The following is a 25,570-nucleotide window of genomic DNA, read 5'->3' as shown; positions in this document are numbered from 1 at the left end:
TCGGGAAATGACTGATCCAAAGGACGGGGTAAAAAAATCCCCGGCTAAGGGAGGCCGGGGAAGTTAGCAAGTTGACACAAACTATACTTGCTCAGGGTAGGGAGGTTTTATGGCTTAAAAGAGAATGGTGATTTAAATGACAGCAAATCGGAGCTTTTTGACGGAAAACCCAAAATGTTGAGGGAGGACCACATAGAATTTTAATAATATGGTGAAGAACCAAATGTTTTATGCAAACGACCAGTGCTGTACAGAAAGTGCTAAAAGAAAAATCTTTGAAAATAGAAACTGTTTTTATAAGCGCGTATAAAAAACAAAGCCTGAAGGAGCCAATATTGGAAGCGCTAACTTTCTGATCATGGAAACGGTTATACTCTGTCAGATCCCGAGAGAGATATCCGGTGTGATAATTCTTATGATCAGTCATCTGTTGGCCCCCCTAGTGGTCTTGCTAAACACTCAGGTAACGCACTTACGTCAACAACTTTCCAAATACTATAACCCGAAAATACGTCTTTTGAGAAGAAGAATTTCACATAATTGTAATAGTGGTTGTATGGCGGTGGTTTTGAAGGGGCTATATTTGGGGTTAAGTACCTGTTTGATATAGTGCAAAGTTCGTGTGGGTTTTTGTTGGAATAAGGTGAGGCAGGGCGTTGTTCTTTCAGGGAAAAATATTTGTTTTTTGGTGTCGCTATGAAAACAAGATGAATTCCTGCTGCCAGACACGAAGCAAATTTGCATAAAAAAATACGGAAACTTGAGCAAATAAATCAGATATCGTTTTTGCCAAAGATGATCTTTTTAGCTTAAATTTATCGTGGTTATTGGGTGTTTTATAACCTGCTTTAACACCTTTAGCGCGAGAAAATTTCTTCTCACCATTATCCTGACGGGTGTTCGTTCACTTTAAACGTTAGGATAAAATGATGACCAAGTCTGCTATTGATGTCGCTATTGTTAAAAGCCTTGAGGAACTGGAACTCGCTTATACCATAAGACGGGAGGTTTTTATGGATGAAGGTGGTGAACCGGAAGACGAGCAGTTTGATGGCAATGATTTTTGTTCGGTGCATTTGATCGCGAAGTGGGACGGAGTGGTTTGTGGGACGATGCGCATTCGTATCATTTCCATGGACGAAGGCGGAACAGCCATGTGGGAACGGTTGGCGGTTCAGAAAAATGCCCGAGAGAAAAATCCCTGGATTTTTCGATCCCTGCTCTTAAATGCAAAGCGGTACACGGAATTCATGGGCCTGCGTACTGTTCTAGGTATTGTTGAAAATCCTAAATTGATGCGGTTCTGGCGGCTTTATGGCTTTAAACCGACCGGGGAAAAGCCTTTGAATTACCGTGGTCATGAATATACCCCGATTAAATTGTCTTTGGCGGTCAGGAAAAACGAAGATACTATGAAACACGCAGTTACTTTGCGACAGGCTGTTCGTGCCTTTCCGGATGTTTTTGCCCAAGTACAAGACGCTCAGGCTCAAGGATAAATATTAAGTGTGAAAGAGCTTAGATTTGCCCAAAATATTCTCCAGGCGGAAACGCCTGGAGAGACCAAGGATCTGATCATAGATCTGGGGTTCAATGGTCTGTTTTTTCAGCGTTGGTACCCAGAGATGATGGATAACTGGGAAGGTCATCTCGCCAAAGGGTTTCAGGAACACTATTACGCTGCACAAATTTATCGTTTTTGCCCTGTAGCACGCGCTATTCATCAATGGCATCGAAGCTATACCTTTGCCGAGGCACGGAACGCTATTTCGGTAGGTAGAGAGCAGGCCGCAGTTGCAGAAAATTTATGGAAATTTTTTGGTATGGGGGATGGCGTTGTCGTTTTTTCCGGCCGATCTAATTTGAAATCTGCTTTGATTTTGACAACCGAGGGACCCGTTGAGAATTTGTACAGCGAGTATTCCGGGGTGTTGGCTTTGGCCGCAGACAAGTTGGACCAACAGCTTTATCCCGGGCATCCATTGTTGCGGCAGTTGAGCAGAGAGAATATTACACTGTCGCCGATACAGCAAAAGATCTTGAAACTACAGATTAATCACCCTGAATTATCCAACGCGGCGATGGCAGAAACACTGGGAATTTCTGTGAACACGTTGTTTGCGCACCACAAGAAAATTGCCAAAAAAGAAGGGGTGACGACCTTCACGGGGGCGATTATCAAGCAGCTTGGGAAAAAAGTTTCGGATTAAGCGGGGACCTTTCTATTAACCCACAAGCTAAGTGGGCGTACCAACCTTAACCAATTTACCTTGCTTGGTTTCAATAAAATTCTCTAGCTGATTAACCGCATCCAAAGCTTTCGACAGGTAGCTTTTGTTACTGGCCGGGGCGCGCTTTGTTGTGTGGGCAATACTTGAAACCGTCACCCCGAGTATATTGGCGATATCTTGTAGCAAGGGTGGGGGAATTTCGATCTGTCCGGCTTCACATTTTTGAATGTAGCACGAATTGACACCAACTTGATGTGCCAGATCGCTCTCGGACATGTTTTTCAAGAGCCGGGCATAGCGAATGTTGACGCCAATAGTGGTATTGCGCGTGTGAATATCATCTATATTGCGGGTACTTGGCACGTAAAAAATCCATCAGCCATCAGCCAATCGGGATGATCAGCAGTAAATAATTATGATGAAGCCGAAGGTTGAACCGACGGATTGTTATTATGAGGGATTCACATAACAATGTATTATTAGTATATTGTTATTTTGGACTTACACAACTTAAAAGTTTATCCCGGCGAGGTTCCGGACGGGCTTGTAGATTGATTCTATATCGTATTTTGTCCCCTGTTTTTTGTCCTGCCAAAATTAACTCCAGAGAACTGGTGCCAAAGAATTAATACCAGTGTTTTTTGCGCCGCTTTATTTTTTGTAAAATAGGTATAGACTCACATTCTAAATATGGACTATATGTCTATTTATGGAAAATTTAGACAATTATAAATCAATGGCAGATGGGGTTGCAGCGCTAATGTATCCCCATGCCGAAGTCGTCATACATGATTTGCAACGCCAAGAGATTGTTTATCTGGCGAATAACTATTCCAATCGGGAAATCGGGTCCCCGTCCCATATGGACGAGGTGGAATTTACCGAAGGTGATCGGGTTCTTGGCCCCTATCGCAAGGTGAACTGGGATGGCAAGGTCCTGAAATCGATCAGTGTTGTGATGCGGAATAGCAACGGTCAGGCAGAGGCCATGATCTGCATAAATCTGGATATGTCGGACATGAACCGGATGCATCAGGTTCTGGGAATGATGCTCGGGGCGCAGGCAGAAGGCCACCAATTAACGGAAGATAGCGGGATGCAAAGCGACAAGGTTGCAGAAATCTTTCGCGATGACTGGCATGAGCGGATTAATATTTTTATTCAGGAATGGTTGCAGGAAAAGGGGTTGAGCCTGCAAGCGCTTGGCCGAAGTGACAAGCGTGATCTGGTCTTGGCGCTGGAAACCAAAGGGGCTTTTCAGGGGCAGGGATCAGCCAACTATGTCGCCCGTTGTCTGGGGCTTGGGCGTGCCACCGTTTACAAATATCTAAAAGAACAGAGGGGATCGGTATGATCATAGATGATCGTAATCTGGTCGATGAAATCATTGCGGCCAATCAGCGTGTTAAAGCTGTGGATGGCGGTGTGCGGGAAACGCCCTTGGACGAAGCGCCATCTTTTAGTGAGCGGACGGGCGCGAGCTTTTTGCTCAAGGGTGAGCATCTACAGCGCACGGGCTCTTTCAAAATGCGTGGGGCCATGAACAAGGTTCTGACCTTGACTGAAGAACAGCGTGCAAAGGGGATAACCACGGCATCAACGGGAAACCACGGAATGGCAACGGCGCAGGCCGCCCGTGTTGGAAATGTTGAGGCCACGATCTATTTGCCGGATACAGTTTCGCCCCTGAAACATGAAAATATTACCCGAATGGGGGCCAAGACAATTTTGGTCAAAGGCACCTGTGTGGATAGTGAACACACGGCGAGAGAAGCCGCAGCGGAGCAGGGCATTACCTATGTCTCTGCCTATGCAGACCTTGATGTCATTGCCGGGCAGGGCACAATCGGCCTGGAGCTTGCGGCGCAATGCCCCGATCTTGCCGCTGTTTATATCTGTGTTGGCGGTGGCGGGCTTATTTCCGGCGTGGGAAGTTATCTCAAATCGCGTTTACCCGATGTGGATATTATCGGCTGCTGGGCTGAAAATGCGGCATCGATGCATCACTGTCTGGAAAAGGGCGAGATTTATGACGCGTGGGAAACAGATACCCTTGCCGATGGATCCGCCGGTGGTGTGGAAGAGGGCACTGTTACCTTTCCGATTTGTCAAAAAGTCATTGATCGCCATGAGTTGGTAAGCGAGGACGAAATCGCACAGGCCATGCGCGATGTTGCGGCCAATGAACGCTTTATTATTGAGGGTTCTGCCGGTGTTGCCGTTGCTGCGGCCCTCAAGACCGGACGAGATTATCAGGGGAAAAAGATCGCGGTTGTGATCTGTGGACGTAACATTGGCTACGAAACATTTTGTGATGTGCTTAACTCGGTAGAGGGAGAGAAAAGAAATGCGTAATTTTTCACTGGAGACTTTCTTTTCTGACTGGGAGTTCAAAGCCCGGTATCACATGACGGCATCTGATATTCAAAGCATGACCATCAATGAGCTTTTGGCAATGGCAAGCGAAGAAGATCGTGACGCGTTTTATGATCTGCCCTTAAGCTATACAGAAACCTTTGGGCACCCCCTGTTAAGGCAGGAAATTGCCAACAGCTACACGGGGTTGGCACCGGAAGATATCCTGTGTTTTGCGGGGGCCGAGGAAGGTGTGTATGTGGCCATGCGGGTTCTGTTGAAACCCGGTGATCATGCCATTGTTGTTGTGCCCAATTATCAGGCGGCGGAAACAGTGCCGCTTGATATCTGTGACGTGACAGGTGTTCCCCTTGATCCGGATGATAACTGGTCGCTGGATATGGATGCACTGAAAGACGCAATCCGGCCCAATACAAAGCTTATTTCCATTAATTTTCCCAATAACCCTACGGGCGCTATTCTAAAGCGCAGTTCTTTTTATCACCTGATTGAACTTTGTCGGGCACATGGTATTTACCTGTTCAGTGACGAGGTTTATCGGGGCGTAGAACGTGAAGAGAATTTGCGATTGCCACAGGCCGCAGACGTTTATGAAAAGGCACTGTCATTAAATGTAATGTCAAAGGCTTATGGCCTGCCGGGCTTGCGTATCGGCTGGATTGCCTGTCAGGACCGGAATCTTCTGAAAAAGATGGAATGTTACAAACATTACCTGTCCATTTGTAATTCCGGGCCGAGCGAGTGGTTGTCCATTATCGCCCTGAGGGCGCGTGAACAGATACTGGATAATAATCGTAAACTGGTCAAAGAGAACGCGGGCAAGTTGACGGCATTTTTTGATGAGTTTTCGGACCTGTTTGACTGGCAGGTGCCTGATGGTGGCTGTGTCGGTTTTCCGGCCTACAAAGGCAAGGGAACAACGGATGATTTCTGCGAAGACCTGATCAACAAATCTGGCGTGTTACTGTTGCCGCCACGCATTTACAAATCTGATCTGTTGCCTGTGAGCTGGAACCGTTTTCGGATTGGCTTTGGTCGTAAAAATATTGATGAAGGTCTGGCCGCTTTCCGCGCTTATCTCAAGAGTAACACATGAACAGATTGCCCATCATACCCCTTGATGAAATCAAAGCCTGTTTGCGCGATGATGATATCCTCTCGGCTGTAAAAGAAGCCCTCATTTCCCATGGGCGTGGCGATGTAAATTCGCCGCCGCCGGGTATTTTACAGCTTGATCATCCGGCCGTGGGGGAATGCCACATCAAGTATGGCAACCAAAAGGGGGCAGATACCTTTGTGGTAAAGGTCGCAAGCGGTTTTCGGGATAACGGCAAGCTTGGCTTGTCCCCCAATAGCGGCTTGATGCTGGTCCTGAGCGCGCAAACGGGTGCACCCGTCTGTGTGTTGGACGACAAAGGCTGGTTGACGGATATTCGCACCGCAGCGGCGGGGGCTTTGGCGGCACAGGTCGGGGCACCGGATAAAGTAACGGCCGTGGGAATTATCGGCACAGGAGAACAGGCGCGGTTACAGGCACATTGGACCTGTCGTTTGTTGGGGGTAAAGTCTGTCGTGGTTTATGGGCGCAACCCTGAACAGGTAGCGCAATACGTCGATGACATGACAACACAGGGCTATGATGTCAGCATAGCATCAGAGATCAAACATCTTTTGGGGCAATGTAATCTCATCATCACGACGACCCCATCTTCAAAAGCTTTGGTCTTGAAGGATGATGTGCAACCCGGTACCCATATTGTCGCCATGGGAACGGACAATCCGGGCAAACAGGAGCTGGACCCTGCGTTGTTTGCACAGGCCCGGGGTATTATGGTCGATGATCTTGCTCAATGTGTCCATCACGGTGATCTGGGGCATGCAGTGCGTGAGGGATTAATTTCACAAGACCGTGCCGTTTCACTGGGGCTTGTCTTGGCCGGAGAGAAACCGGGACGATTAAATGCTGATGATATAACGATCGCCGACCTGACGGGCATTGCCGCCCAGGACATCGCCGTAGCATCACTGGTCTGGGAGCAGCGGAGGGGGGGATAAATTCTTATCAGCGTTTGATTAAGATAACTAAATTGCTTTGGGGGATGTGTTCATATTTCTTAGTTTCTTGGAGTTAGTTAGCTTTTCGCCCAGTCTTTTCATTGTTTCTTCTAAGCTTTCATTTGTTGCTTCTCCTAATGCATTTGCTCCTCCTGAGCAGGCTGCTCCTGCTGGATGAAGTGAATCTTTTTCAGCTGTTACTGTTGCGCCAAGTATACGTTCGTTTTTAGAGTCCACTATGACACTTGCAACTATTTCAACTTCAGCTTCAATTTCTCCGGACCAGAACCCTTGAATTACAGAGATTTTGACATCAATATCTTCAGCTTCGACGATAACAATCGCATCGTAATTTAAAGAGGCCAATTGTTCTTTTGATAGCGGTTTCGTGACAAGTTCGATGTTTTCAAATAAATCTTGTGTTGTTTTGAGTACAGAGATTTCAAAGGATTTTTGTGCGTCGATGGGGAATTTATGTGCAGAACAAGTAAAGCCCCTTACTTTGTATGTTCCTTTCATTTCATCTGAATCTACATACAGCGCAAATGAACCGGGGATTTTATCTTCGTAACTCGAATAAACGTTATAGGCTGGACTAACGCTGGTTGTTGCTTGGTATGAGCAAGCTGTCAAAACAAAAAATAAAGCAAGAACAAAAACAAGCTTACGCATAAAATATTCCTTCAAACGGTTAGGAGTGCCCTTAACTTATAGTTGAATGCATTGATTTTATTTGGTTCCTTTGGTTGAGTACATGCTATGTAATTTTAAATCAAATAAATTATGCTTATAGATTGTTATTTATTTAGATATACAACGTAGGGCCTGTGTAGAGCGTTATTGTAGTTCTTTGATCTATTTAGTTTATATTTCTTGATTTATATAAGATATGATTGCATGCTCGCTCAATAATTCTACCTTTCCCAGTCTTTTCCAATAGTTTTGGAGGCTATCTCACGGGCGAAGGGCTTATGTTGTAAAGGTAGTGCTACAATTCTTTTCTGTTGCGCTTCTTGAGACAGTCATGACACTTCTAAATGCCAAAGATCTGGGCATTACCCTTGGTATGCCGCTTTTCACAAACCTGAACTTTTCCATCAACAAAGGTGATCATATCGGACTGGTTGCTGCCAATGGTCGTGGCAAATCCACGTTGTTGAGTTGCCTTGCCGGAGGGATGGAGCCAACCGAAGGTGATATCACCCGTGCTCGGGGACTTAAAGTTGGCTATGTGGAACAAAATGTTCCGGGCGACCTTATGGAACAAAGCCTCTATGATGCGGTGCTATCTGCTTTACCCACAGAACAGGCAGAATACGAAAGCTGGCGCGTTGATGTTGTGCTGGATGATCTTGCGGTGCCTGTGGAATTACACCATCGTTTGGTTCGGGAACTGTCGGGCGGTTGGCAGCGCGTGATGTTGCTTGCCCGTGTATGGGTGGGGGAACCTGATCTCTTGCTGATGGATGAGCCGACCAACCATCTGGACCTTTCGCGTATTGGTTTTTTGCAAAACTGGTTGGGCACTGTGGCACGGGACACGCCCATACTGGTGGCCAGCCATGATCGTGCTTTTCTGGATGCGGTGACCAACCGTACGCTTTTTCTGCGGGAAGATCAGTCGCAAAGCTTTGCGCTTTCTTATAGTTCTGCGCGGGCGGCTTTGGATGAAAGTGATGCCGCGAAAGAGCGTCAGTTTGAAAATGATAGTCGCAAAGCGCAGCAGCTTCGTCGTCAGGCCGCCAAGCTGAAAAATATCGGGATCAATTCGGGCAGTGATTTGCTGATCACGAAAACCAAACAGCTCAAAGAACGCGCAGACAAGATTGAGCAGCAATCCCAAGCGGCCTATAAGGACAAGTCAGCGGGTGCCATAAAGCTTGTCAATTCCGATACCCATGCCAAGGCTTTAATCACATTGGAAGAGGGGGAGGTCACGGCACCCGACGGGAAAGTGTTGTTCAAGATACCGCCTCTTTGGATCAAACGGGGGGATCGTATTGTTTTGTTGGGCCGAAACGGAACCGGGAAAACCCAATTGATCCGGATGGTGCAACAGGCCGTGACCGGGGAACACCCGACGATCAAATCCACGCCAAGCGTTGTGATGGGCTATTCTGATCAGGCCTTGTCTCAGCTGGACGATCAAGCAACGCCAACAGAGGTGATTACGGAACGCTTTGATGTTGGAGATCAGCGCGCCATTGCACTGCTGGCCGGGGCGGGTATTAATCTGGATATGCAAAGCAAGCCCATTGGTGCGCTGTCTGGCGGACAGAAATCCCGTCTGGCGATGCTGGATCTAAGATTGCGCAATCCAAACTTTTACCTGTTGGATGAGCCAACCAACCACTTGGATATTGAGGGACAGGAAGCGCTGGAAGAAGAATTACAGGCCCATAATGCCAGCTGTCTTCTGGTTAGTCATGATCGGGCCTTTGTGCGCAACACGGGCACCAGATACTGGTTAATTGAAAACAAACGCTTGAAAGAAGTCGATGACCCGGAAGATTTCTTTGCAGCTTCATTGGGGGAGCAGTCATCCGGGTAAGAAGTACCTGTTCCCGATGTCCCTGTGTCCCTGTGTCTCATAGTAAAGGGTGTATTTGTCTTTGCTCTGGATTTATTTTTTTGATGAAAAGATCTATTGGTATGTGGAAAAATATTTGTTCGTTGTTACTGGTTTTTGTTCTTTTTGCCTGTGATGAACCTGCTGATCTTGCGAACAGCCAATCCTATGAAAAGGATGGTGTAAGCTTTATCTTACCGGGGAACTGGAAGGTTGTTGGTGAGGAGAGGGAAGAGGGATTTCGTTATATCGATATCGCAACATCCACCGATGCGGTCGCCGGAATTTCAGTTTTCAGCAATGGTGCAATGTTCAATCTAGAGGATTATGTCAATCTGATCATTGACAGTTTTAATGATTTACTGCCGGTTGGATCAAGAGACAGAGGTGACATCGTAGAGTTTGAAGTTGATCAAACCGACAAAGTTGAAAAGGCACTTCGGAATCAGTTTTCTATAACCCTTGCGGATGTCGAGGTTCCCCATACCGCAGATTTTTATGAAATGAAGGTTCAATCTGATCGCGTGATTATTTTTACGCAAACGACCAATGAAGAAAAAGAGTTGGTGCAAAAGGGATTTGATCAATTGATCCAAAGTTTTAAACAAGACTAAATATCTCTGGTCGGGGGTGTTCTGGATTTATCGTCGTAATTTTGCAATACTTGTGATTGCTCCTGTCCCGCTGTGGGTAACTTTGTGACTGACGTGTATTTGCCGATACAAAGTTAGTTGCTGAACTGCAAGGGGAATACGATGTTTAGTCTGGAACGTTTTGTCGAAGACTGTTGTGCCGCGGTGCGGACGGATAAAACGCATAAGAGTGTCACAGATATATTTGATCGTGCCTTTCATGATCCCTCGGCCATTACGGCTGCGTTGGGGGAACCGGAAAAGGCTGGTATAACGCCGATCTATTGTTCTTCGGATGTGGCTATTCTCAACCTGGTATGGAAACCGTCGATGATAATCCCGCCGCATAATCATAATATGTGGGCGATGATTGGTGTTTATGGCGGACGCGAAGACAATATATTTTGGCGACGTATTAAAGATGACCCGGATGGACGCATAGAAGCCGCCGGGGCCGCGTCTCTCAGCACGGGGGATTACACGCCGCTGGGAAATGATATCATCCATTCCGTGGCAAACCCGATCACAAAATTGACCGGGGCAATCCATGTATATGGCGGTGATTTTTTCGAAGCAGAGCGCAGTGAATGGGACCCGGAAAGCCTGTCGGAACAGGATATTGATCTGGAAAAGCTCAAGGCCATGTTTAAAGACTGACTTTATTCCAGATTATTTGTTGAAACCGATTTTCAAAGCCAGAAAGTTCAAGGAAGAAGTCACACAAGCGAAAGAAGCAGAAGGGGCGATCTAAAGCTAAGCCGTAAGTTCGTCTTTTATTTATATCCAGCCGTAGTAAAATATTAACGCGGGAAATTTAATGTGATCTCGGTAAAAAATTGCGTGCGTTAGTATCATGGTATTATTTAATAAAGTTAAGTTGTTTTCTATTTTTTGGTTTGTTTTTCTTCTCGGGGTTATCCCGCACTATACAAAAGCGGAAAGTAAGCAAATCACAGCTTGTTATGATGGTTGGGAACCGTTTTATTACGCAAATTCCGAGTATGAAGCAGGCGGCGTTGTTGTTACGCTTTTAAACGAGATTGCTAGTGAGACGGGATTTGAAATTCAATTCCGCCTTTTGCCCTTTAAAAGATGTATGAAGCAAGTTTCTCAGGGCAAGATTGACATTCTTATGGTTACTGGTTCTACGACCGGTGTCCTTATGGGGCGAACACCATTGGTAACATGGCAGATCGGTGCTGTTGTTAAAAAAGATTACCCCAAAAACCATATTACGGGCTTGTCAGAGTTCAAGGGAAAGAAAGTTTTGCAGGTGCTAGATTATGAGTATCCTGAAAAAATAAGGAACTTTGATCCATATTGGAAGGTTTCAAAAGTCGGGTACTTTAATGGCGATAATCCTGATGTTGTACCACATGCCTTTACCATGATTGAAACGGGACAGGGAGATACTTTTCTTGAAGATATTATTTTCTCGGAAAAGATTATTAAGGAAAATGATCTAAATCTTAAAGTGCTAAAGCCCGCCATAGCGTCTGAGAAAAATTATCTGGCTTATGCATTGGGACGGGAAAATCTATATCGAAAGTTTGAAAACGCGTTACGTGTACGGGCAGAAGATGGACGACTGGACAAGTTCTATAAAGATATATTAGGGCAGAGCTGGTCCGAGCTGGGCAATAATGTCAATGACGAAGCCAAGTCATTCTAGCGCTGTTTAAATAGGGTTAGATCATTGTGATCGGCCGTGATTTTTCTTTTCACTAAATTGCGGCGACATTTGTCACTTGAAAATGCGTCAATTGTCGCTATATTGTAGAGGTGAAGAGGAGGTTGTTATGTACGCAACTGAATATGCTCTGCTTGGTGGTGATACGCAGGTTATGAGTACAACAGAGAGCTCGTTGAATGTTATTCGAAAGGGGCTGCCTGTCAGCATGGTGGATCAGGCTGTATCGGTTTTGCATCTGCCAAAAGGCGAGTTAGTGCCTTTGATTGGTGCCAATTTACGCAGCTTGCAGCGTAAAAAAGATAGCGATCACCTTACCCCCCAGCAAAGTGAGCACACTTTGGCTATTATCAGTGTTCTTACCAATGCGACAGAGTATTTTGAGGACCAGAAGATCGCCTTGAACTGGATGAAAACACCACAGGTGATTTTCGGAAATAAAACTGCTTTTGAGTATCTGGATACCATGTCCGGGATCAGCTTTGTAAATGATGTTCTTAACCGGATGAAGTTTGGGATGACTGCCTAAATGGAGGTTTATCGTCTGGCCCATGCAAAGTTTGCAGACTTGTCTGGTAAAGGGGGAAATTATGGGGCGGGGCGCTGGCATCACAAGGGGTATCCCGTTCTCTATACGGCGTCGTCGCGTTCGCTTGCTGCGCTGGAACGTTTTGTTCATGAAACAGCACATACATTGCCCCGGCTAAAAATGTTAACAATCTGGGTGCCTGATAATTTTACTGTCAAACACTATACGGAAAAACAACTGCCCAAGGGTTGGGATCAATTGCCGGATACTTTTGTATCCAGAGATTTTGGCAGCACTTGGCTGGAAGGCCAAAAAACGGCCGGGTTACAGATCCCCTCGGCAATTGTAAAAGACGAATACAATCTGTTGATAAACCCTAATCATCCCGACGCGAATACTATAAAAATCGTTGATGAGGCCGATTTCTATTACGATCCGCGACTTCAAAGGATGATCAGGTAATTATACTGGCCTTCCCTGTCGAGGGGGGATAAAGGGCTCAGGCAGTTTTGGTTTCGCGTCCGATTGTGTTGACAACAATAACCCCGATGATAGCCAGTGCACCCCCTGTTACAGTGAGCAAGGTTGGCCATTCCCCAACGATGGGGATCGCAAGGGCGGTTGCCACAAACGGTACGAGATAGAGGAAGTTACTGGCCCTGCTGGCACCAAAAGCTTGCTGAGCGAAAGTCCAGGTTGCATAGCCTGCTGCGGCGGGGAAGATGCCCAGGTATAAAACGGCAAAGAAGCTTTCTGTGCTCGCACTGCTTGCCTGTACCAAAGCTGATGGTAGCCAGGGGGCAAGACAAAAGCCGCCAAGAACCATTACGATAGAGGCGCAAACTGGTGCGCCGTATTTGGGTATCAAAGGTCGTTGAAGCACAAAATAGGCCGCCTGACACAAGGCCGCGGCGAGGACCAGCGTGGTTCCGGCCCCAAAGGACAGTCCCCCCGTTTGTCCCGAAGCAATCAACCCAACACCCAGCAAGCTGATCCCGGTGCCCACCCAGGCCCAGATACCAAAACGCTCTTTTAGAAAGAAGATCGCCAAAATGGCAGTGATCACTGGTACGGTGTTAATAATAAAGCTTGCTGCACCGGGGGAAACGGTGGTTTGCCCGGAATTGAGTAAAATATTATAGAGCGCAATGCCAATCGCAGCACAAAGCAGAAACCGCAATCCATCTTTGATCTTTGGTAAAGACGGGCGTTTCCAGACTAACCAGCCCCCCAGCAAGATGCCCGCAACGGCAAAACGCAAACTGGCCAAGGCAATGGGATCAAAGCTTCTCAAAGCCAATCCAATAAAGGGGAAAGCACTGGCCCACAAAAGGACCGTTGCAAAGGCAGCGAACAGGGCTAAAGGCATCGTGATAACTTCCTTGGTGGGGCGTGTATTACTGGAATACCAAGGGGGATATCACAGTAGATGCTGTTGAGTTAGTGCATAGATAGTGATATTTCTGTGCATATGACGCACAATTTGTTTGGTTCTCTTCCGCCGCTTGACTGCCTTCAGGCAGTTTTTGTTGCCCAGAAAACAGGATCTTTTTCGGCAGCAGCTGATTATTTGAACTTGACGCATGCGACCATCAGTCGACGGGTTGCTGTTGTTGAAAACTGGTGTGGTTACCTCTTGTTTGAGCGCAAAGCACGGGGGGTTCTGGCCACCGAGGACGGACAACGTTTTTTGAGCCGCGTGAGTAAAATTCTAAATGATATGGATGGCTTGATTGATCGCAGGGGGAGGGAGCCTGCGGCTGGTGCTGTTCGTATTTTAACCACATCTTCTTTTGCACGATTTTGGCTTTTGCCACGGTTGAGTATGCTCGAAGAAAAGGGCGTGCGTTTAAGCCTGATTACCTCGCAAGAGGTTCAGGATTTGGAAAAGGGTAACCATGATCTGGCCATCCGGTTTGGTATTGGCGGGTGGAGTGACGTTTTTGAGGTCTGCTCGCAAAAGATAACCTATCGTCCTGTGGTCCATAAAAGTCTTGCCGAAAAATGGAAAGATCAGCCAGATACGTTTTTTAAAACGGCTCCCTTATTGCACAATACTGACCGTTCGTTGTGGGCTTCTTGGTGCAAGCGAGAAGGGATCTCGTTAAGTAACAAGCGTACAGACCGGATTTTGGGGGATTACGGGTTAACCATTGATGGGGCTATCCAGAAACTGGGTGTTGCCCTCTGGATGCAGGAATTACATCCCTTGCCCGATGATCTTGCCTGTCTCAACTTGTCAGGTCATTTATTGCCACAAGGTTATACACTTATCCGTCCCAATCGCGAAATGTCACCGGAAACAATACAGGTAATAGAAAAGATCAAGGTTCTTTTTAACAGTTAGGATAGGTAGCAGAGGCGATAATTTAGCGAAGATACAATCTAACCCTGTTGTTATTTAATATTTTTTCCTGGTGCTCTTGGTATCTTGACGCTGTTTAGCCATAAAACGTTCCAGCCGTCGTTTTGAAACTTCGATACGGTGGTCTTCGCGTTCCAAGTCGCGGATGGCTTGCCGGACATAGGCAAGGTGATCCTGTGATGCCTTTTGGGCCTGTTCCGGGTTGCCAGCCATTATCGCGTCATAGATGGCGTGATGCTGGGCAAGCAGGTGATCCCGCGATCCCTGATGGGTATAGAGTTGCTTTCGGCTCAGGAAGACGCCTTGTTTCAAAACTTCGACCAAAGAACGGATAACGTGCAGAAGTACAACGTTGTGGGCGGCTTCGGCGATGTTCATGTGAAAATCTGCGTCGATGCTGGCTTCCAGTTCCAGATCACCCTTTTCATGGGCCGCATCCATATCGGCGATACAGGCGGTGAGTATTTCCCGATCAGCATCCGTGGCCCGTTGGGCGGCATAGTAGGCGGCATTGCCTTCGGAAATGGCCCGGAATTCCATAAAGTCATTTACGGTATCGGGGTGGTTTTGAAAGATCGCTGTTAGAGGATTGGTCAGGGAAGGCCCCAGAAAGTTTTTGACCAGCGTACCGCCGCCTTGATGGGTTTCCAGCAAGCCTTGAGATTCCAGTTTTTGTAAGGCATCACGAAGGGAAGGGCGGGAAACATCCAGTTGTTTTGCCAGATCACGTTCGGCGGGCAGGTATTCGCCCGGTGGCAGAACACCTTCGAGAATATAGTTTTCCAGCTGTTTTGCCACGGTATCCGATAGTTTTTCAGATCGTATTTTGTTAAGTGCCATCTTGCCTGAACACGCTTTATGATGATTTGGTAATAATAATTTACCACTTTACATAATTGGTAAAATTATTTATCCAATATGTCAATATTTCATCTGTTCGTGAAGAATGCCCCAAAATAAGGAAAACGTGTTATGGCACAGGTTCTGGAAATTGCCGATCTGAAAAAGCTGGCGCAACGTCGTGTGCCAAAAATGTTTTTCGACTATGCAGATTCCGGGTCCTGGACCGAAGGAACCTATCACGCCAATGAAAGCGACTTTCAAAAAATCAAGTTCCGCCAACGAGTTGCGGTGGATATGACAGACCGGAGCCTTGCCAGTCAGATGGTTGGGCAGGATGTATCCATGCCAGTGGCTATTGCCCCGACGGGCCTGACCGGAATGCAGCGCGCAGATGGCGAAATTCTGGCGGCACAAGCCTGTGAAGAGGCGGGAGTTCCCTTTACGCTATCCACCATGTCAGTTTGTTCTATCGAGGCCGTTGCCGAGAAAACAACCAAGCCCTTCTGGTTCCAGCTTTACGTCATGCGGGACAAGGATTTTGCCGGACGCCTGATTGATCGTGCCAAGGCTGCGGGCTGTTCTGCGCTGGTTTTGACCCTTGATCTGCAAATTTTGGGACAACGCCACAAAGACCTGCGCAATGGTCTTTCCACACCGCCCAAGTTTACACCGCACCATATTTGGCAGATGGCAACGCGACCGGGCTGGTGTCTTGGCATGTTGGGCACCAAGAACCGTACCTTTGGCAATATCGTTGGCCATGCACAGGGGGTCGAAGACCTGAGTTCACTCTCTTCATGGACAGCAGAACAGTTTGACCCCAAACTTTCCTGGGATGATATCGCGTGGATTAAGGAACGCTGGGGCGGTAAGTTGATCCTCAAAGGTATTCTTGATCCCGAAGATGCCAAAATGTCCCTGAAAACCGGGGCGGATGCGATCATTGTTTCCAACCATGGTGGGCGTCAGCTGGATGGGGCGATTTCTTCTATCGAAGCGCTGCCGGAAATTGTAGAGGCCGTCGGGGATAAAGTTGAAATCCATATGGATGGCGGTATTCGGTCCGGGCAGGATGTGTTGAAAGCTGTGGCGCTGGGGGCCAAGGGAACCTATATCGGGCGGCCTTTCCTTTATGGTCTTGGGGCTATGGGCAAGAAAGGCGTGACCAAATCGCTGGAAATTATCCGCAACGAAATGGACATCACTATGGCCCTGTGCGGCAAGCGTGATATCAAGGATGTGGATCAATCTATTCTTAAGAGGTATTAACGTAATTGAATATTTAAATATCTTCTTTTTCTTTATTAGCTAAGGATTGAGCTGAATTTCCAATAAGCTCTAATCTTTTTGTAACTTGTTCAAAATAAGCATCTACCATAAAAGTATTGGTATCCCTTATATTATCTTGGTGTGCATAGATTTGTAACATTAAAGATAAGAAGTTAGCTGTTGTATTCGGTCCTAAGAAAGCCATTAGCTCTCTTTGTTGAGCAAGTTCGGGCTCAGGTAAAAACAGCTTTGGCCGTGTGTTGTCGTTAACTTCAGTGTTAGCGGCTCTATAAGCAACTATAGTGCTTTTGATAGTTATTGCTCTTTTAGCTATCTTATTCATTTCTGATCTAAATTCTAAATCTATTACAGTTTTTATGCGTTTATCTTTGATTTTGTCTCTTTCTTTTTGTTGTCTAATTGGCATTGATGCAGACCAATAAACTACTCCTGCAGTACAAACTGCTGCGATAACAGCTAAGGAGCCAGATATCAAAGTTTGAAAATGAGCTATGCAAAAGGATGCATTACTACAAACTCCACTCGCTATGGAATCTTCAAATAGCCAATCGTAAAACATTCTTTATTTCTGATCCTTGAGATAGTACTAAAGTAGGGTAGATGGTGCTTTATGGTTCATCAACCAGATTGGTCAGGATGTGATTACCGCTGTTATCAAACTTGAAGACACCATACCGCGCATTTTCATAGCGATCGGCGTGACCTTCCTGAAAAAAGAAAGAGTCCGGGGCGATCTTTAGCCCGCGATAGGATCGGTGGTAATAGAGGTGTTTTTCATCCTCGGCCAGTGGGGTGCCGTCATCAAACCTGACAAAGCGGGCTATTTGTTGGGCATCGACCTTGATAACCATATAACCGCTTTTGACATCTGGTGATGCATTGGCATCGCCCGCGACATTTTCGATTACATAGCGCAGGCGCATATAATCCCCCTGGATAAGAGAGCGTGGATCAACCGGGGCCAGTTCCAGCAAGACGGTCTCGCCCTTGTCTATAATTTCTTCCTTTTGATAAATGCTATAATTCAGGACCAGAAGGATAAGAACCGTCAGGCCGATCATGATTTTCAAGCGCATGATGTATCCCCCTTATCAACTATCTCATTTTTGAGTGGTTCCTGGGGGGCAGCCCGGTCCCATCCCCTGAGTTTCAGATAAAATTTACCCGCAATCATAACAATGCCGCTGGTGACCAGAATAATTGATTTCTGTAGCAGGGAAATGTCGAGGTTATAATAATAAAGCCAGAGGAAAACAGGCAAGAGTACGAAGCCAAACAAGGTAAAAAGCCGGTCATGGCGGGCGTATCCAAAAATCATCAGGCCAAGCGACAACAGGATGCCCGGTGCCGATAGAACGGCGAGGAGGATGGCCCCGATCACGCCAACAATAACAGGCTCTCGCTTCATGTGTTCCTTTCCGCCAGCCGCCCAGATGATCAAGAAGATGAGGGCCAAGGCAAACAAGATGTTGCTGATCGAAGGAGAGATAACAAGCGGATTGTCCAGATAGTTAAATTCTGTGTGTGAAGACAGAAAGAGAACCGAGCCGGCAAGGCCAACAATTAGTGCCTGTGACAAGGGCTGAAAAAAGGCGGGTACTCTGGGGTGGAAAAGAAGCCAGCCCGCCGCGACAAGCTGACCAAGAATAAAGAGGTTAAAGGCAATATCGGTTGGCAGCCCGAGTTTATCTCCCCAGAGGATATTGAGCAGAATAACGTATAACACCCCGCAACAGGACATGAAACGTTCGACATGAAGCCGATAAAAGGGATAAGTCAGCGCGGTAATGAGACACGAAGACAAGGCTATCGCAAGCAAGTCTTCGCCAAACGATTCCAGCGTTGCAAAGATAAAAAGGAATTTACCAGTGCCCATCAGGGCAAAGGAAACCTGTAGAAAGAAGTTTTTTCCGGTGGTGCTATCATCTGACGTAGCAGTGTACAGCCCGATTGCTGCAACAATGAAAATAACGCTGGTCGTCAAAGCACCGACAGGGTTGTTAAAGTTGATGACTTCGATCAGGACCAAAAACGCAATAAAACAGACAGAGGCAATAAAGGCCCCAATGCCGGATAAAATCTTCAGATAGATGGGAATGTCCGGCATTTGTTGCTGTGCTTGAATAAAGGTGTTGATGCCCTCGGGATCGGCAATCAGATTCTCGCTTGAAAGATGATCAACAAGGTCTGCAGCAGAGATTTTCTTTTGCTGGTTTTGCACTGTATCTGGCTTAGGCATCAGAGGCCCCCATATCTTCTTTTTCTGAAATGGCGGGTTTCTCTGTGCTCTGTTTTTTGTCTTCTTCATTGAGCACGCGGGTCAAGTGCCGCAGATACATTGTAAAACCTGTGATAATGCCGATGGTGACGATGCCCATCAGTAATAAACCAAGTTCTTCTTCGTCCATAAGTATTTCGAATAGTACGCGGATGGCGAGGGTCTCAACAATGATCAGGGCCGAAATGGTGATGGCCGCCAGCGACCAGATATCCCTGACAATTTTGCGGTAATAGACATAAACACAAATATGACCAATTGCCCCGACAAAAGAGCCAATAAAAACGCCTTCATAGGCCTGATCAGGATCGGCAATTAATAGAAGGATGGGAATATTTAAAAGAACAAGGATCGGGATCAGAATAATCCAGCGGGTCCATTTTGCGGCGAGCCAGCGAAAGGACGTTTTATTTGACAGGATTTCGCGTGTGCAAAGGACAAGACCGTTGAAACAGGCAAGAAGCGGTAAAATCAATGGCGACCAGTCCGGTCCAATCCATGATCGAGATATGGGGACCTGTTCCCACCAAAGACCCAGGAATACATTAAAAATCACAAGCCAGAGAACCCAATGGGCCGCAAATCTTGAGAGGATCGTCCAGCCAAATATCAACAGGCTCCAGACCATGAAAAGCTGATAGGCGTCGGCCCCGGTTTGGTAAATTTGTCCAAAGACAGCCAGAAAAGCTCCGACAAAAACACTGGCTGATATCAGGGCGAGTTGGCCGGAAAGACGGGGCAGACCACAGACGCAAGCGGCAATAATGCTGGCGATAATTGCAAACTGAATACCGCCAAGTTTATGGGCGGGTAACAGCTTGGCCCAGTTAAAGGCAAAGAAGTATATGACGCCGGACAGGACCAGACAAACCCCAAGCCCCAATAGCAACCGTGATGCCCAAATCCCCCACTGTGTATGGGGGATCAGGTGCTGTAATGCCGCGTTACGCGCTTGGCGATTGATTTTGCCATAGCTGTAAAGCTGATCAATCAAGGCACGGGTAACCGGAATTTGATCCAGTGATTGCGGTGGGGGTTCTATTTGCTCGGTGGTGTTCATATGTTTCTCTAGATTTGATAATCTATCAAGGACTGTACACGGTATTTCATATAAATAGCTCTTTTATCATCGATGGTTGCAGAACGAAGGTCAATTTTGTTTTTGTATCAATGTTGTCTGGTATCTGAATAGTCGTTAAAAACGGACTTATCTATATTATTGGTTTATATTACTGACTTGGGGAATTTTATTTTGACGTGTGTCTATTTGATTGTCGGCAACACGGGGGCGGGCAAAAGTACCTATGCGGCGCAGCTGGCCCAGCGGGAAAATGCCATCATCTTTTCCGTTGATGAATGGATGAAAACCCTGTTCTTTATGGATATGCCTGATCCGCCACTTTATTCATGGGCGCTGGAGCGAACGCAGCGGTGTGAAAGCCAACAGCTTGCGGAAACATTGAAGGTGGTGGACAAGGGGATTCCGGTTATTCTGGATCTGGGGTTCTTTGCGAAAAGCCAGCGCGAAAGGGTCACGGACTTCCTGAAAGATCATGGTTGCGAATTTCAGGTGCACTATCTGGACGTGGATAAAGAAACCCGCTGGGATCGCGTGCGCCATCGGAACGAAGCGCAGACAGAAACCTTTCAATTCGAGGTGTCCCGCGAGATTTTTGATTTCTGTGAAACCATCTTTGAACCGATGGATGCAGAGGAGCGTAAGTTGGCTGTTATCGTGGCGTGAAGTTATGGATTAGAGCCACGCGATATAGGGGGAGTAGGGGCTTTGGGAAAAATAAAGATATACACCGATAACAATTAGACCGATCCAGAATTGAAGACTGTTGTTTGTCCGATGGGCAATTGTGGTATTCAATTCTTTATCCCAAAGGGTTTGTTTATCCATGGTCAGATCAAAATAACCGTACATCTGTGCGATGAGGGATAGGACGGGCAGGCCAAGGGCAAAGCCTTTGATATACACCAAGGCTTCGCGTTTGGCTGTGCTCTGGATAGTCAGCCCCCTGTTATCCTTGCCCAAAACCTTGATCCCCAGAAGGCATTTACCAACTGTGGTGCCGAAGGCCCCGATTAGTGCCGTGTTTACGATAGCAACAACACCAAAGAAGATCACAGGTACGATGATCAGGATGGCAATCAATTCCAAAAGAGAAAGCTGTTCAGAGTATTTATTCAGATCAGCGGGCGTAAATTTTGCCAACAGAGGTGAAAAGATCAGATTTGCATAGATTGATATATCAACCCAACGGGCAAAGTACCGTCGCCAGGGATGCGGAGAGACATCGTTCCAGATCCCTTTCGGGTGATCATTAGGCCCTTGTTTTGATGCGGCGTCAGAGGTTGATGATTGTTGATCATCATTTGCCCTTAACCTATCGCCGTTTATCTCTTTATCATTTGATTTTGGCCCGTTTAGCTCACGCCCATTGGACTTTGGCCCGTTTAGCTCACGCTCATCGGACTTTGGCCCGTTTAGCTCATCCCAAGTGAAATCACTTCTGCGGATCCTGAGTTCTTTATAGGCAAGCCATGTATCACTGTCCTTTGCTCGCACAAAGCTATAACCCGCAATAACGTTGGCTTTGTAAAGCTTATAGAGGTCCAGTTTGGTTACAGGTCCAAATTCCTGATTTTCTGCCCAGTAGTACCATGTTTCCATAAGTCTGCCTGATTTTGAAAGACCTGATTTGAAAGAAGGGTGACGATGCTTGATCTTTATGATGGATTATATCCGTTTTGGCTATAGCGATGGCCTATGGACGTGAGCTTTAGATCAGGGATAAAGATCGGCATCCCCCTTTGACGTTACTGGTAAAGGCAACGATTTATGAGCGCATCAGACTTTGCAAGGTGAAAACGGGCAGTCCAGATACGGGCAATCATGGTTTTAAGATCCATACACTCTGTGTTGACGGAAATTGACCGCGAAGCCCGTTGGGAACGGGAATTTCGTCGAGAAAGTTGATTGAATAATGAGCGCTGTAATAGTTTTGCACCATCTGCTCATCAACGGAAAAGGGTGGGCCGTTGGTAAGGCTTTGATCGTAGCTGTAGGTTAGCAATAAATAGGGTGCTTTATGGGTAATTTCTATTAGATGTTTAGTGTATTTTTTGCGCATATCTTCAGGTAAGGCCACCAAAGCAGCTCTGTCGTATATGGCATCAACACGACCTAGAATTGATGATGTCAGATCAAAAAAATTGCCAACAAAAATATCAATGTTCTTTGCCTGATAATGTTTAAAAGCCTCTGTTTGTTTAATTTCAGGTACCAGACCGAGACCGTCAAAAAGTTGTTTGATAGCAATATCGCTTAATTCGACACCAACGACCCGATAACCTTGAGAAAGCAACCATTGAATGTCGAGGGTTTTGCCACACAAAGGAACAAAAATCCGACTTTGATCTTTTAAATCCAGTTTATGAAAATGTTGAATCAGAATGGGATTGGGCTTGGTTTCGTGAAACCCTATTTGGTTGTTTTGCCATCTGTCATGCCAAAAGTCTTCTTCCATTGTCGGGACCTGTTCCTGATTGAAGGTGGATAATTTCTACTTCATCAAGTCAGCTTGAGGTCAAGTAGAAATAACGGGCAGAAATAAAGAAGACATAATAGAGCTACGATTTTTAATGGAAATCAACAGTAGAGTGAGTAGCATGAAAATTAATACCATGCTCTGGGCTTTACCCAACAAAGCTCGAAGCATGGTATTATAAGTATGGGGCCATACCCCTGGGATGATTATGTGATCTGATCAGGCCAGCTTGAACCAGAAGTCCAGATCGACACTTTCCGGGTCAAAAATATCCAGAAGTTCCAGACAGGTATCATCCTGAACATAGCCATTACAAATTCTGCGGGCCATGCCCAGGTTCTCGACAAAGGCGATTTCAGAATAGGTTGTGTCATCAATTTTACCCATGAAGTGGGCGCGTGCTTCGGTAAACTGGTTTAAATAGTTCTCTTCAATTCGGTTTGATATCTCCAGCATTTTTTCCTCATCAAAGACCTCTGGCTTTGGACTGAAGGTGCCAAATTCAATAGAGGAAAAATTTGTCGGAGCCGTCACGTTTTCTTTCAGGATAGTATTGGCGGTCAGACGAATGCTGTCGGGTTTTAGTAAGGCCATGAATTCCTGTGAACTTTTGGCTTGTGGGTGAGCTTCGCACATCGCCATGAATGATTGGTGATCACGCGCCATGATGGCGTCGGCAAAATGCCCTTTGTCATTACCCAGAAAGCAATGCGTGGCGATACCTTCCTGTGTTGACAGGAAATCATGACGCCAGTTCAGCGCTGCTTCGATAATTTCTGCGGTTTCGACACCATCGCGCTTTTCATAGCGGGCAAAGCCCATTGTTTTAAGGGAACCAAGATCTTTTTTGAACATGCCTGTTTTCCGTTTCTATCGATATAAGTGTTTCGCATCAGTAATTTATGTGCTGATGGCGTGCTGCCACTTGCCTCCCGGGATTGGATGTTGGGTTTGGCACATGGGCTTGTGAAACGACTTATACTGGATACCCCTGACAATTTATGTCAGGGTAGTTTATCTAATCTGGAAAAATGATGCGCGTTCAAAGACTCTTCTCCATCCTCGACCGTTTACGGGCAAGGCGACAGCCTGTCTCGGCCGAAAGTCTTGCCGACGAACTCGGCGTCTCGCTGCGGACGATCTATCGCGACATGGTAACGTTACAGTCCATGGGGGCACCTGTACGCGGCGAAGGGGGCATTGGCTATCAGATCGAAAAGGGTTATTTCCTACCGCCTTTGCATTTTGATGCGGATGAACTGGACGCTATTATTATCGGCATGCGGTTGGTGGCAGCACGTGGGGACAAGCCACTTGCCGATGCTGCAACACGGGCATCGGCCAAAATATCGGCTGTGCTGCCCGAAGATATGGAAGACAGTTACTATGATGCGCCTTTGCTGGCCTATTCCGTGCAACCAAAATCCGAAGAAGAAACCATTGATTTCCTCAGCCCGGTAAGAACAGCCGTGCGTGACCGGGCGTTGCTGGAGATCGGTTATCTGGACTTAAAGGATCAAGCGAGTGAGCGTATTGTTCGCCCTCTGGGGCTTACGGCGTTTGACAAGGTGTGGCTGTTGACCGCGTGGTGCGAAAAAAGTGATGATTTTCGGTCTTTTCGGATTGACCGTTTGCAAAGTGTCCGGCGAACCGGAAAGAGCTTTCGCAGGGAAGCAGGTAAAGAATTCCGCGATTACCTCAAGAGGTTATGATTTTTGTATCGCGTTTTAGTGATTATCTCTCTGTTTCCAAAAGGGATCTTTATGGATAGCATGCTGGATAAATTGAATGCTGGGTAACGATGAAGGAAAGAAACAGGGATGAAATACTTACACACCATGGTGCGGGTCACTGATCTGGAAGAGTCCATGGACTTTTATTGCAACAAGCTGGGTCTTGTCGAGACGCGGCGGTTTGATAATCCGGAAGGGCGGTTTACCCTTGTCATGCTGGCAGCACCGGGCCAACAGGAAGCCGAGCTGGAGCTAACCTATAACTATGATCCTGAAGAACTGTTCGGGGGTCGTAATTTTGGCCATCTGGCCTATGCAGTTGATAACATCTATGAATTTTGTCAAAAGCTTATGGATCAAGGGGTGACAATTAACCGTCCGCCACGCGACGGACGCATGGCTTTTATCAAATCCCCCGACGGGATATCCATTGAGCTTTTGCATGCGGACGGATCTTTGCCAATTCAAGAACCCTGGGCATCCATGGAAAATATCGGTAGCTGGTAGAACTCGGTAGTTTCATTTAGCTGGTTTATCCGATGATTAAAAAAAGCCTCTATCTGGGGCTTTTTTTGTCTTGCCGTGGCGCTTTAACTGCAAGAATAGCACCTTTAGGCTTTTTTTGTTTGTCAGGCTCTTGACTTCTTTTCTCTTTCGGTTCTTTGCTTGGGGTGATCACTTGAAAAGGAAAGAATAAGGGCATGTTAGATATTGCGATAAATCCTAGCCTTTGGCTGGCTTTTGTTTTGGCCACTGCTGTGTTGGCTATTATTCCGGGGCCGATTGTGACGCTGGTGATTGCCAATAGCCTCAATCAGGGAACCCGTGCAGGTGTGGCCAATGTGATGGGCACGGTTTTGGGAAACGTCGTGCTTTTTCTCATCGGTGGTCTGGGAATGGCGTGGGTTCTGACGGCCTTGTCGAACTGGTTTGATGTTCTGCGACTTGCAGGGGCAATATACCTCATTTATCTCGGCATAAAATCATGGCGTAGCAAGGGACAGGGACTGGAAGATCAAGAGGCAACTAAACCCGGTAAGTCTTTGTTCCTACAGGGTGTTGTTGTGGCGATCACAAACCCGAAAACAATTATATTCTATGCTGCGTTTTTCCCTCAGTTTATGGACCCGAGCCTATCCGCACCGGGACAGCTTTTTGTTTTGAGTGTCACTTTTCTTTTTGTTGCTGCATTTTTGGACACGACCTATGCTTTTCTGGCGGGCCGTTTACGCCCCTATCTTTTGGGCGCACGACGGGCCGCGATAAGAAATAAAATAACGGGTGTTCTACTGGTCGTTACTGGGGTTGCCCTAGCGATAACTAAACGATCATGAACATGGGGCGGTTAGGTTTTTCGCAACTTGTATTGGATTGTAAAAAAACACATTATATCCAAATATAAGTAGGATTGAAACATTACTG

General features: G+C 46.6%; 29 protein-coding genes. 18 read left to right on the top strand and 11 right to left on the bottom strand.

The genetic code is table 11. The annotated features are described in order from the left end of the window. The first annotated feature begins 926 nt into the window (after positions 1–926). Together WH95_RS01205 and WH95_RS01200 are read left to right on the top strand one after the other, a co-directional pair. On the top strand, positions 927–1,499 hold the full coding sequence (locus tag WH95_RS01205) for a GNAT family N-acetyltransferase (RefSeq protein ID WP_162199367.1): 573 nt from the start codon (positions 927–929) through the stop codon (positions 1,497–1,499). Positions 1,500–1,508: 9 nt separating this feature from the next. After that, a complete protein-coding gene (locus WH95_RS01200; RefSeq protein ID WP_046501855.1) occupies positions 1,509–2,210 on the top strand; it encodes a helix-turn-helix domain-containing protein in 702 nt (233 codons plus the stop codon). A gap of 27 nt (positions 2,211–2,237) precedes the next feature. Here WH95_RS01200 and WH95_RS01195 read toward each other — a convergent pair whose 3' ends face one another. After that, the gene (locus tag WH95_RS01195; RefSeq protein ID WP_046501852.1) at positions 2,238–2,594 is read right to left on the bottom strand and encodes a helix-turn-helix domain-containing protein; all 357 of its coding nucleotides are present in this window, start codon (positions 2,592–2,594) and stop codon (positions 2,238–2,240) included. Between the two features lie 346 nt (positions 2,595–2,940). Here WH95_RS01195 and WH95_RS01190 point away from each other — a divergent pair, with 346 nt between their 5' ends. From WH95_RS01190 to WH95_RS01175, 4 genes are read left to right on the top strand one after another with little or no spacing between them, the layout of a single operon-like run. Beyond that, positions 2,941–3,585, top strand: coding sequence for a helix-turn-helix transcriptional regulator (locus WH95_RS01190; protein ID WP_046501849.1), 645 nt, complete (start codon positions 2,941–2,943; stop codon positions 3,583–3,585). Continuing rightward, positions 3,582–4,586: a threonine/serine dehydratase gene (locus WH95_RS01185; RefSeq protein ID WP_046501845.1), complete on the top strand. Its 1,005-nt coding sequence runs from the start codon at positions 3,582–3,584 to the stop codon at positions 4,584–4,586. The genes WH95_RS01190 and WH95_RS01185 overlap by 4 nt, the downstream gene beginning before the upstream one ends. Beyond that, entirely contained in the window at positions 4,579–5,703 is a 1,125-nt protein-coding gene (locus WH95_RS01180; protein WP_046501842.1) for an aminotransferase class I/II-fold pyridoxal phosphate-dependent enzyme, read from the top strand. The genes WH95_RS01185 and WH95_RS01180 overlap by 8 nt, the downstream gene beginning before the upstream one ends. Continuing rightward, complete coding sequence (locus WH95_RS01175) at positions 5,700–6,662, top strand: Rossmann-fold NAD(P)-binding domain-containing protein (protein WP_046501840.1); 963 nt, start codon at positions 5,700–5,702, stop codon at positions 6,660–6,662. Before WH95_RS01180 ends, WH95_RS01175 begins: the two co-directional genes overlap by 4 nt. Before the next feature lie 27 nt (positions 6,663–6,689). On the opposite strand, the gene WH95_RS01170 is transcribed toward WH95_RS01175, so the two are convergent. After that, complete coding sequence (locus tag WH95_RS01170; RefSeq protein WP_046501838.1) at positions 6,690–7,334, bottom strand: hypothetical protein; 645 nt, start codon at positions 7,332–7,334, stop codon at positions 6,690–6,692. Between the two features lie 352 nt (positions 7,335–7,686). On the opposite strand from WH95_RS01170, the gene WH95_RS01165 reads away from it, so the two are divergent. From WH95_RS01165 to WH95_RS01140, 6 genes are all read left to right on the top strand, one after another. Beyond that, complete coding sequence (locus tag WH95_RS01165; protein WP_046502167.1) at positions 7,687–9,213, top strand: ABC-F family ATP-binding cassette domain-containing protein; 1,527 nt, start codon at positions 7,687–7,689, stop codon at positions 9,211–9,213. Positions 9,214–9,296: 83 nt separating this feature from the next. Continuing rightward, positions 9,297–9,845 carry a hypothetical protein gene (locus WH95_RS01160; protein WP_046501835.1) on the top strand — a complete coding sequence of 183 codons (549 nt, stop codon included), beginning with the start codon at positions 9,297–9,299 and terminating at the stop codon, positions 9,843–9,845. Positions 9,846–9,986: 141 nt separating this feature from the next. After that, the gene (locus tag WH95_RS01155; protein ID WP_046501833.1) at positions 9,987–10,520 is read left to right on the top strand and encodes a hypothetical protein; all 534 of its coding nucleotides are present in this window, start codon (positions 9,987–9,989) and stop codon (positions 10,518–10,520) included. Positions 10,521–10,716: 196 nt separating this feature from the next. Next, positions 10,717–11,535 carry a substrate-binding periplasmic protein gene (locus WH95_RS01150; protein ID WP_046501831.1) on the top strand — a complete coding sequence of 273 codons (819 nt, stop codon included), beginning with the start codon at positions 10,717–10,719 and terminating at the stop codon, positions 11,533–11,535. A 127-nt stretch (positions 11,536–11,662) separates the two neighbouring features. After that, positions 11,663–12,082 carry a type II RES/Xre toxin-antitoxin system antitoxin gene (gene parS / locus WH95_RS01145; protein ID WP_046501828.1) on the top strand — a complete coding sequence of 140 codons (420 nt, stop codon included), beginning with the start codon at positions 11,663–11,665 and terminating at the stop codon, positions 12,080–12,082. Beyond that, positions 12,083–12,544, top strand: a complete 462-nt coding sequence (locus WH95_RS01140) for an RES family NAD+ phosphorylase (protein ID WP_046501826.1) — start codon at positions 12,083–12,085, stop codon at positions 12,542–12,544. 37 nt (positions 12,545–12,581) lie between these two features. Here the strand turns inward: WH95_RS01140 and WH95_RS01135 are convergent, their stop codons facing one another. After that, entirely contained in the window at positions 12,582–13,451 is an 870-nt protein-coding gene (locus WH95_RS01135; protein WP_046501823.1) for a DMT family transporter, read from the bottom strand. Between the two features lie 102 nt (positions 13,452–13,553). On the opposite strand from WH95_RS01135, the gene WH95_RS20280 reads away from it, so the two are divergent. Next, entirely contained in the window at positions 13,554–14,429 is an 876-nt protein-coding gene (locus WH95_RS20280) for a LysR family transcriptional regulator (RefSeq protein WP_052741677.1), read from the top strand. A gap of 54 nt (positions 14,430–14,483) precedes the next feature. On the opposite strand, the gene WH95_RS01125 is transcribed toward WH95_RS20280, so the two are convergent. Further along, complete coding sequence (locus WH95_RS01125) at positions 14,484–15,287, bottom strand: FCD domain-containing protein (RefSeq protein ID WP_046501820.1); 804 nt, start codon at positions 15,285–15,287, stop codon at positions 14,484–14,486. 132 nt (positions 15,288–15,419) lie between these two features. Here WH95_RS01125 and WH95_RS01120 point away from each other — a divergent pair, with 132 nt between their 5' ends. Beyond that, the gene (locus WH95_RS01120) at positions 15,420–16,559 is read left to right on the top strand and encodes an alpha-hydroxy acid oxidase (protein WP_046501817.1); all 1,140 of its coding nucleotides are present in this window, start codon (positions 15,420–15,422) and stop codon (positions 16,557–16,559) included. 13 nt (positions 16,560–16,572) lie between these two features. Here the strand turns inward: WH95_RS01120 and WH95_RS01115 are convergent, their stop codons facing one another. From WH95_RS01115 to WH95_RS20275, 4 genes are read right to left on the bottom strand one after another with little or no spacing between them, the layout of a single operon-like run. Next, entirely contained in the window at positions 16,573–17,139 is a 567-nt protein-coding gene (locus WH95_RS01115) for a hypothetical protein (RefSeq protein ID WP_046501815.1), read from the bottom strand. Positions 17,140–17,188: 49 nt separating this feature from the next. Then, positions 17,189–17,656, bottom strand: coding sequence for a GDYXXLXY domain-containing protein (locus tag WH95_RS01110; RefSeq protein ID WP_046501812.1), 468 nt, complete (start codon positions 17,654–17,656; stop codon positions 17,189–17,191). Beyond that, positions 17,647–18,819, bottom strand: a complete 1,173-nt coding sequence (locus tag WH95_RS01105; RefSeq protein WP_046501809.1) for a DUF4401 domain-containing protein — start codon at positions 18,817–18,819, stop codon at positions 17,647–17,649. Before WH95_RS01105 ends, WH95_RS01110 begins: the two co-directional genes overlap by 10 nt. Further along, a complete protein-coding gene (locus WH95_RS20275; RefSeq protein WP_052741676.1) occupies positions 18,812–19,918 on the bottom strand; it encodes a DUF2157 domain-containing protein in 1,107 nt (368 codons plus the stop codon). Before WH95_RS20275 ends, WH95_RS01105 begins: the two co-directional genes overlap by 8 nt. 192 nt (positions 19,919–20,110) lie before the next feature. On the opposite strand from WH95_RS20275, the gene WH95_RS01095 reads away from it, so the two are divergent. Beyond that, positions 20,111–20,602, top strand: coding sequence for an AAA family ATPase (locus tag WH95_RS01095; protein ID WP_046502159.1), 492 nt, complete (start codon positions 20,111–20,113; stop codon positions 20,600–20,602). A gap of 9 nt (positions 20,603–20,611) precedes the next feature. Here WH95_RS01095 and WH95_RS01090 read toward each other — a convergent pair whose 3' ends face one another. From WH95_RS01090 to WH95_RS01080, 3 genes are all read right to left on the bottom strand, one after another. Continuing rightward, a complete protein-coding gene (locus WH95_RS01090) occupies positions 20,612–21,538 on the bottom strand; it encodes an RDD family protein (protein WP_046501807.1) in 927 nt (308 codons plus the stop codon). A 220-nt stretch (positions 21,539–21,758) separates the two neighbouring features. Continuing rightward, positions 21,759–22,394 carry a thiopurine S-methyltransferase gene (gene tmpT / locus WH95_RS01085; protein WP_046501805.1) on the bottom strand — a complete coding sequence of 212 codons (636 nt, stop codon included), beginning with the start codon at positions 22,392–22,394 and terminating at the stop codon, positions 21,759–21,761. 240 nt (positions 22,395–22,634) lie between these two features. Then, positions 22,635–23,270 (bottom strand): hypothetical protein, encoded by a 636-nt coding sequence (locus WH95_RS01080; RefSeq protein ID WP_046501804.1) that lies wholly within the window; start codon positions 23,268–23,270, stop codon positions 22,635–22,637. Between the two features lie 176 nt (positions 23,271–23,446). On the opposite strand from WH95_RS01080, the gene WH95_RS01075 reads away from it, so the two are divergent. The 3 genes from WH95_RS01075 to WH95_RS01065 all read left to right on the top strand — a co-directional run bounded on the left by WH95_RS01075 (position 23,447) and on the right by WH95_RS01065 (position 25,482). Beyond that, positions 23,447–24,127, top strand: coding sequence for a helix-turn-helix transcriptional regulator (locus WH95_RS01075; protein ID WP_204247657.1), 681 nt, complete (start codon positions 23,447–23,449; stop codon positions 24,125–24,127). Positions 24,128–24,235: 108 nt separating this feature from the next. Continuing rightward, positions 24,236–24,655, top strand: a complete 420-nt coding sequence (locus WH95_RS01070) for a VOC family protein (RefSeq protein WP_046501801.1) — start codon at positions 24,236–24,238, stop codon at positions 24,653–24,655. A gap of 194 nt (positions 24,656–24,849) precedes the next feature. Next, entirely contained in the window at positions 24,850–25,482 is a 633-nt protein-coding gene (locus WH95_RS01065) for a LysE family translocator (protein ID WP_052741674.1), read from the top strand. Positions 25,483–25,570: the final 88 nt, after the last annotated feature.

The organism is Kiloniella litopenaei, assembly GCF_000982415.1.
Taxonomy (GTDB): Bacteria; Pseudomonadota; Alphaproteobacteria; order Kiloniellales; family Kiloniellaceae; genus Kiloniella; species Kiloniella litopenaei.
This window is presented reverse-complemented; position numbering and strand designations above follow the sequence as displayed.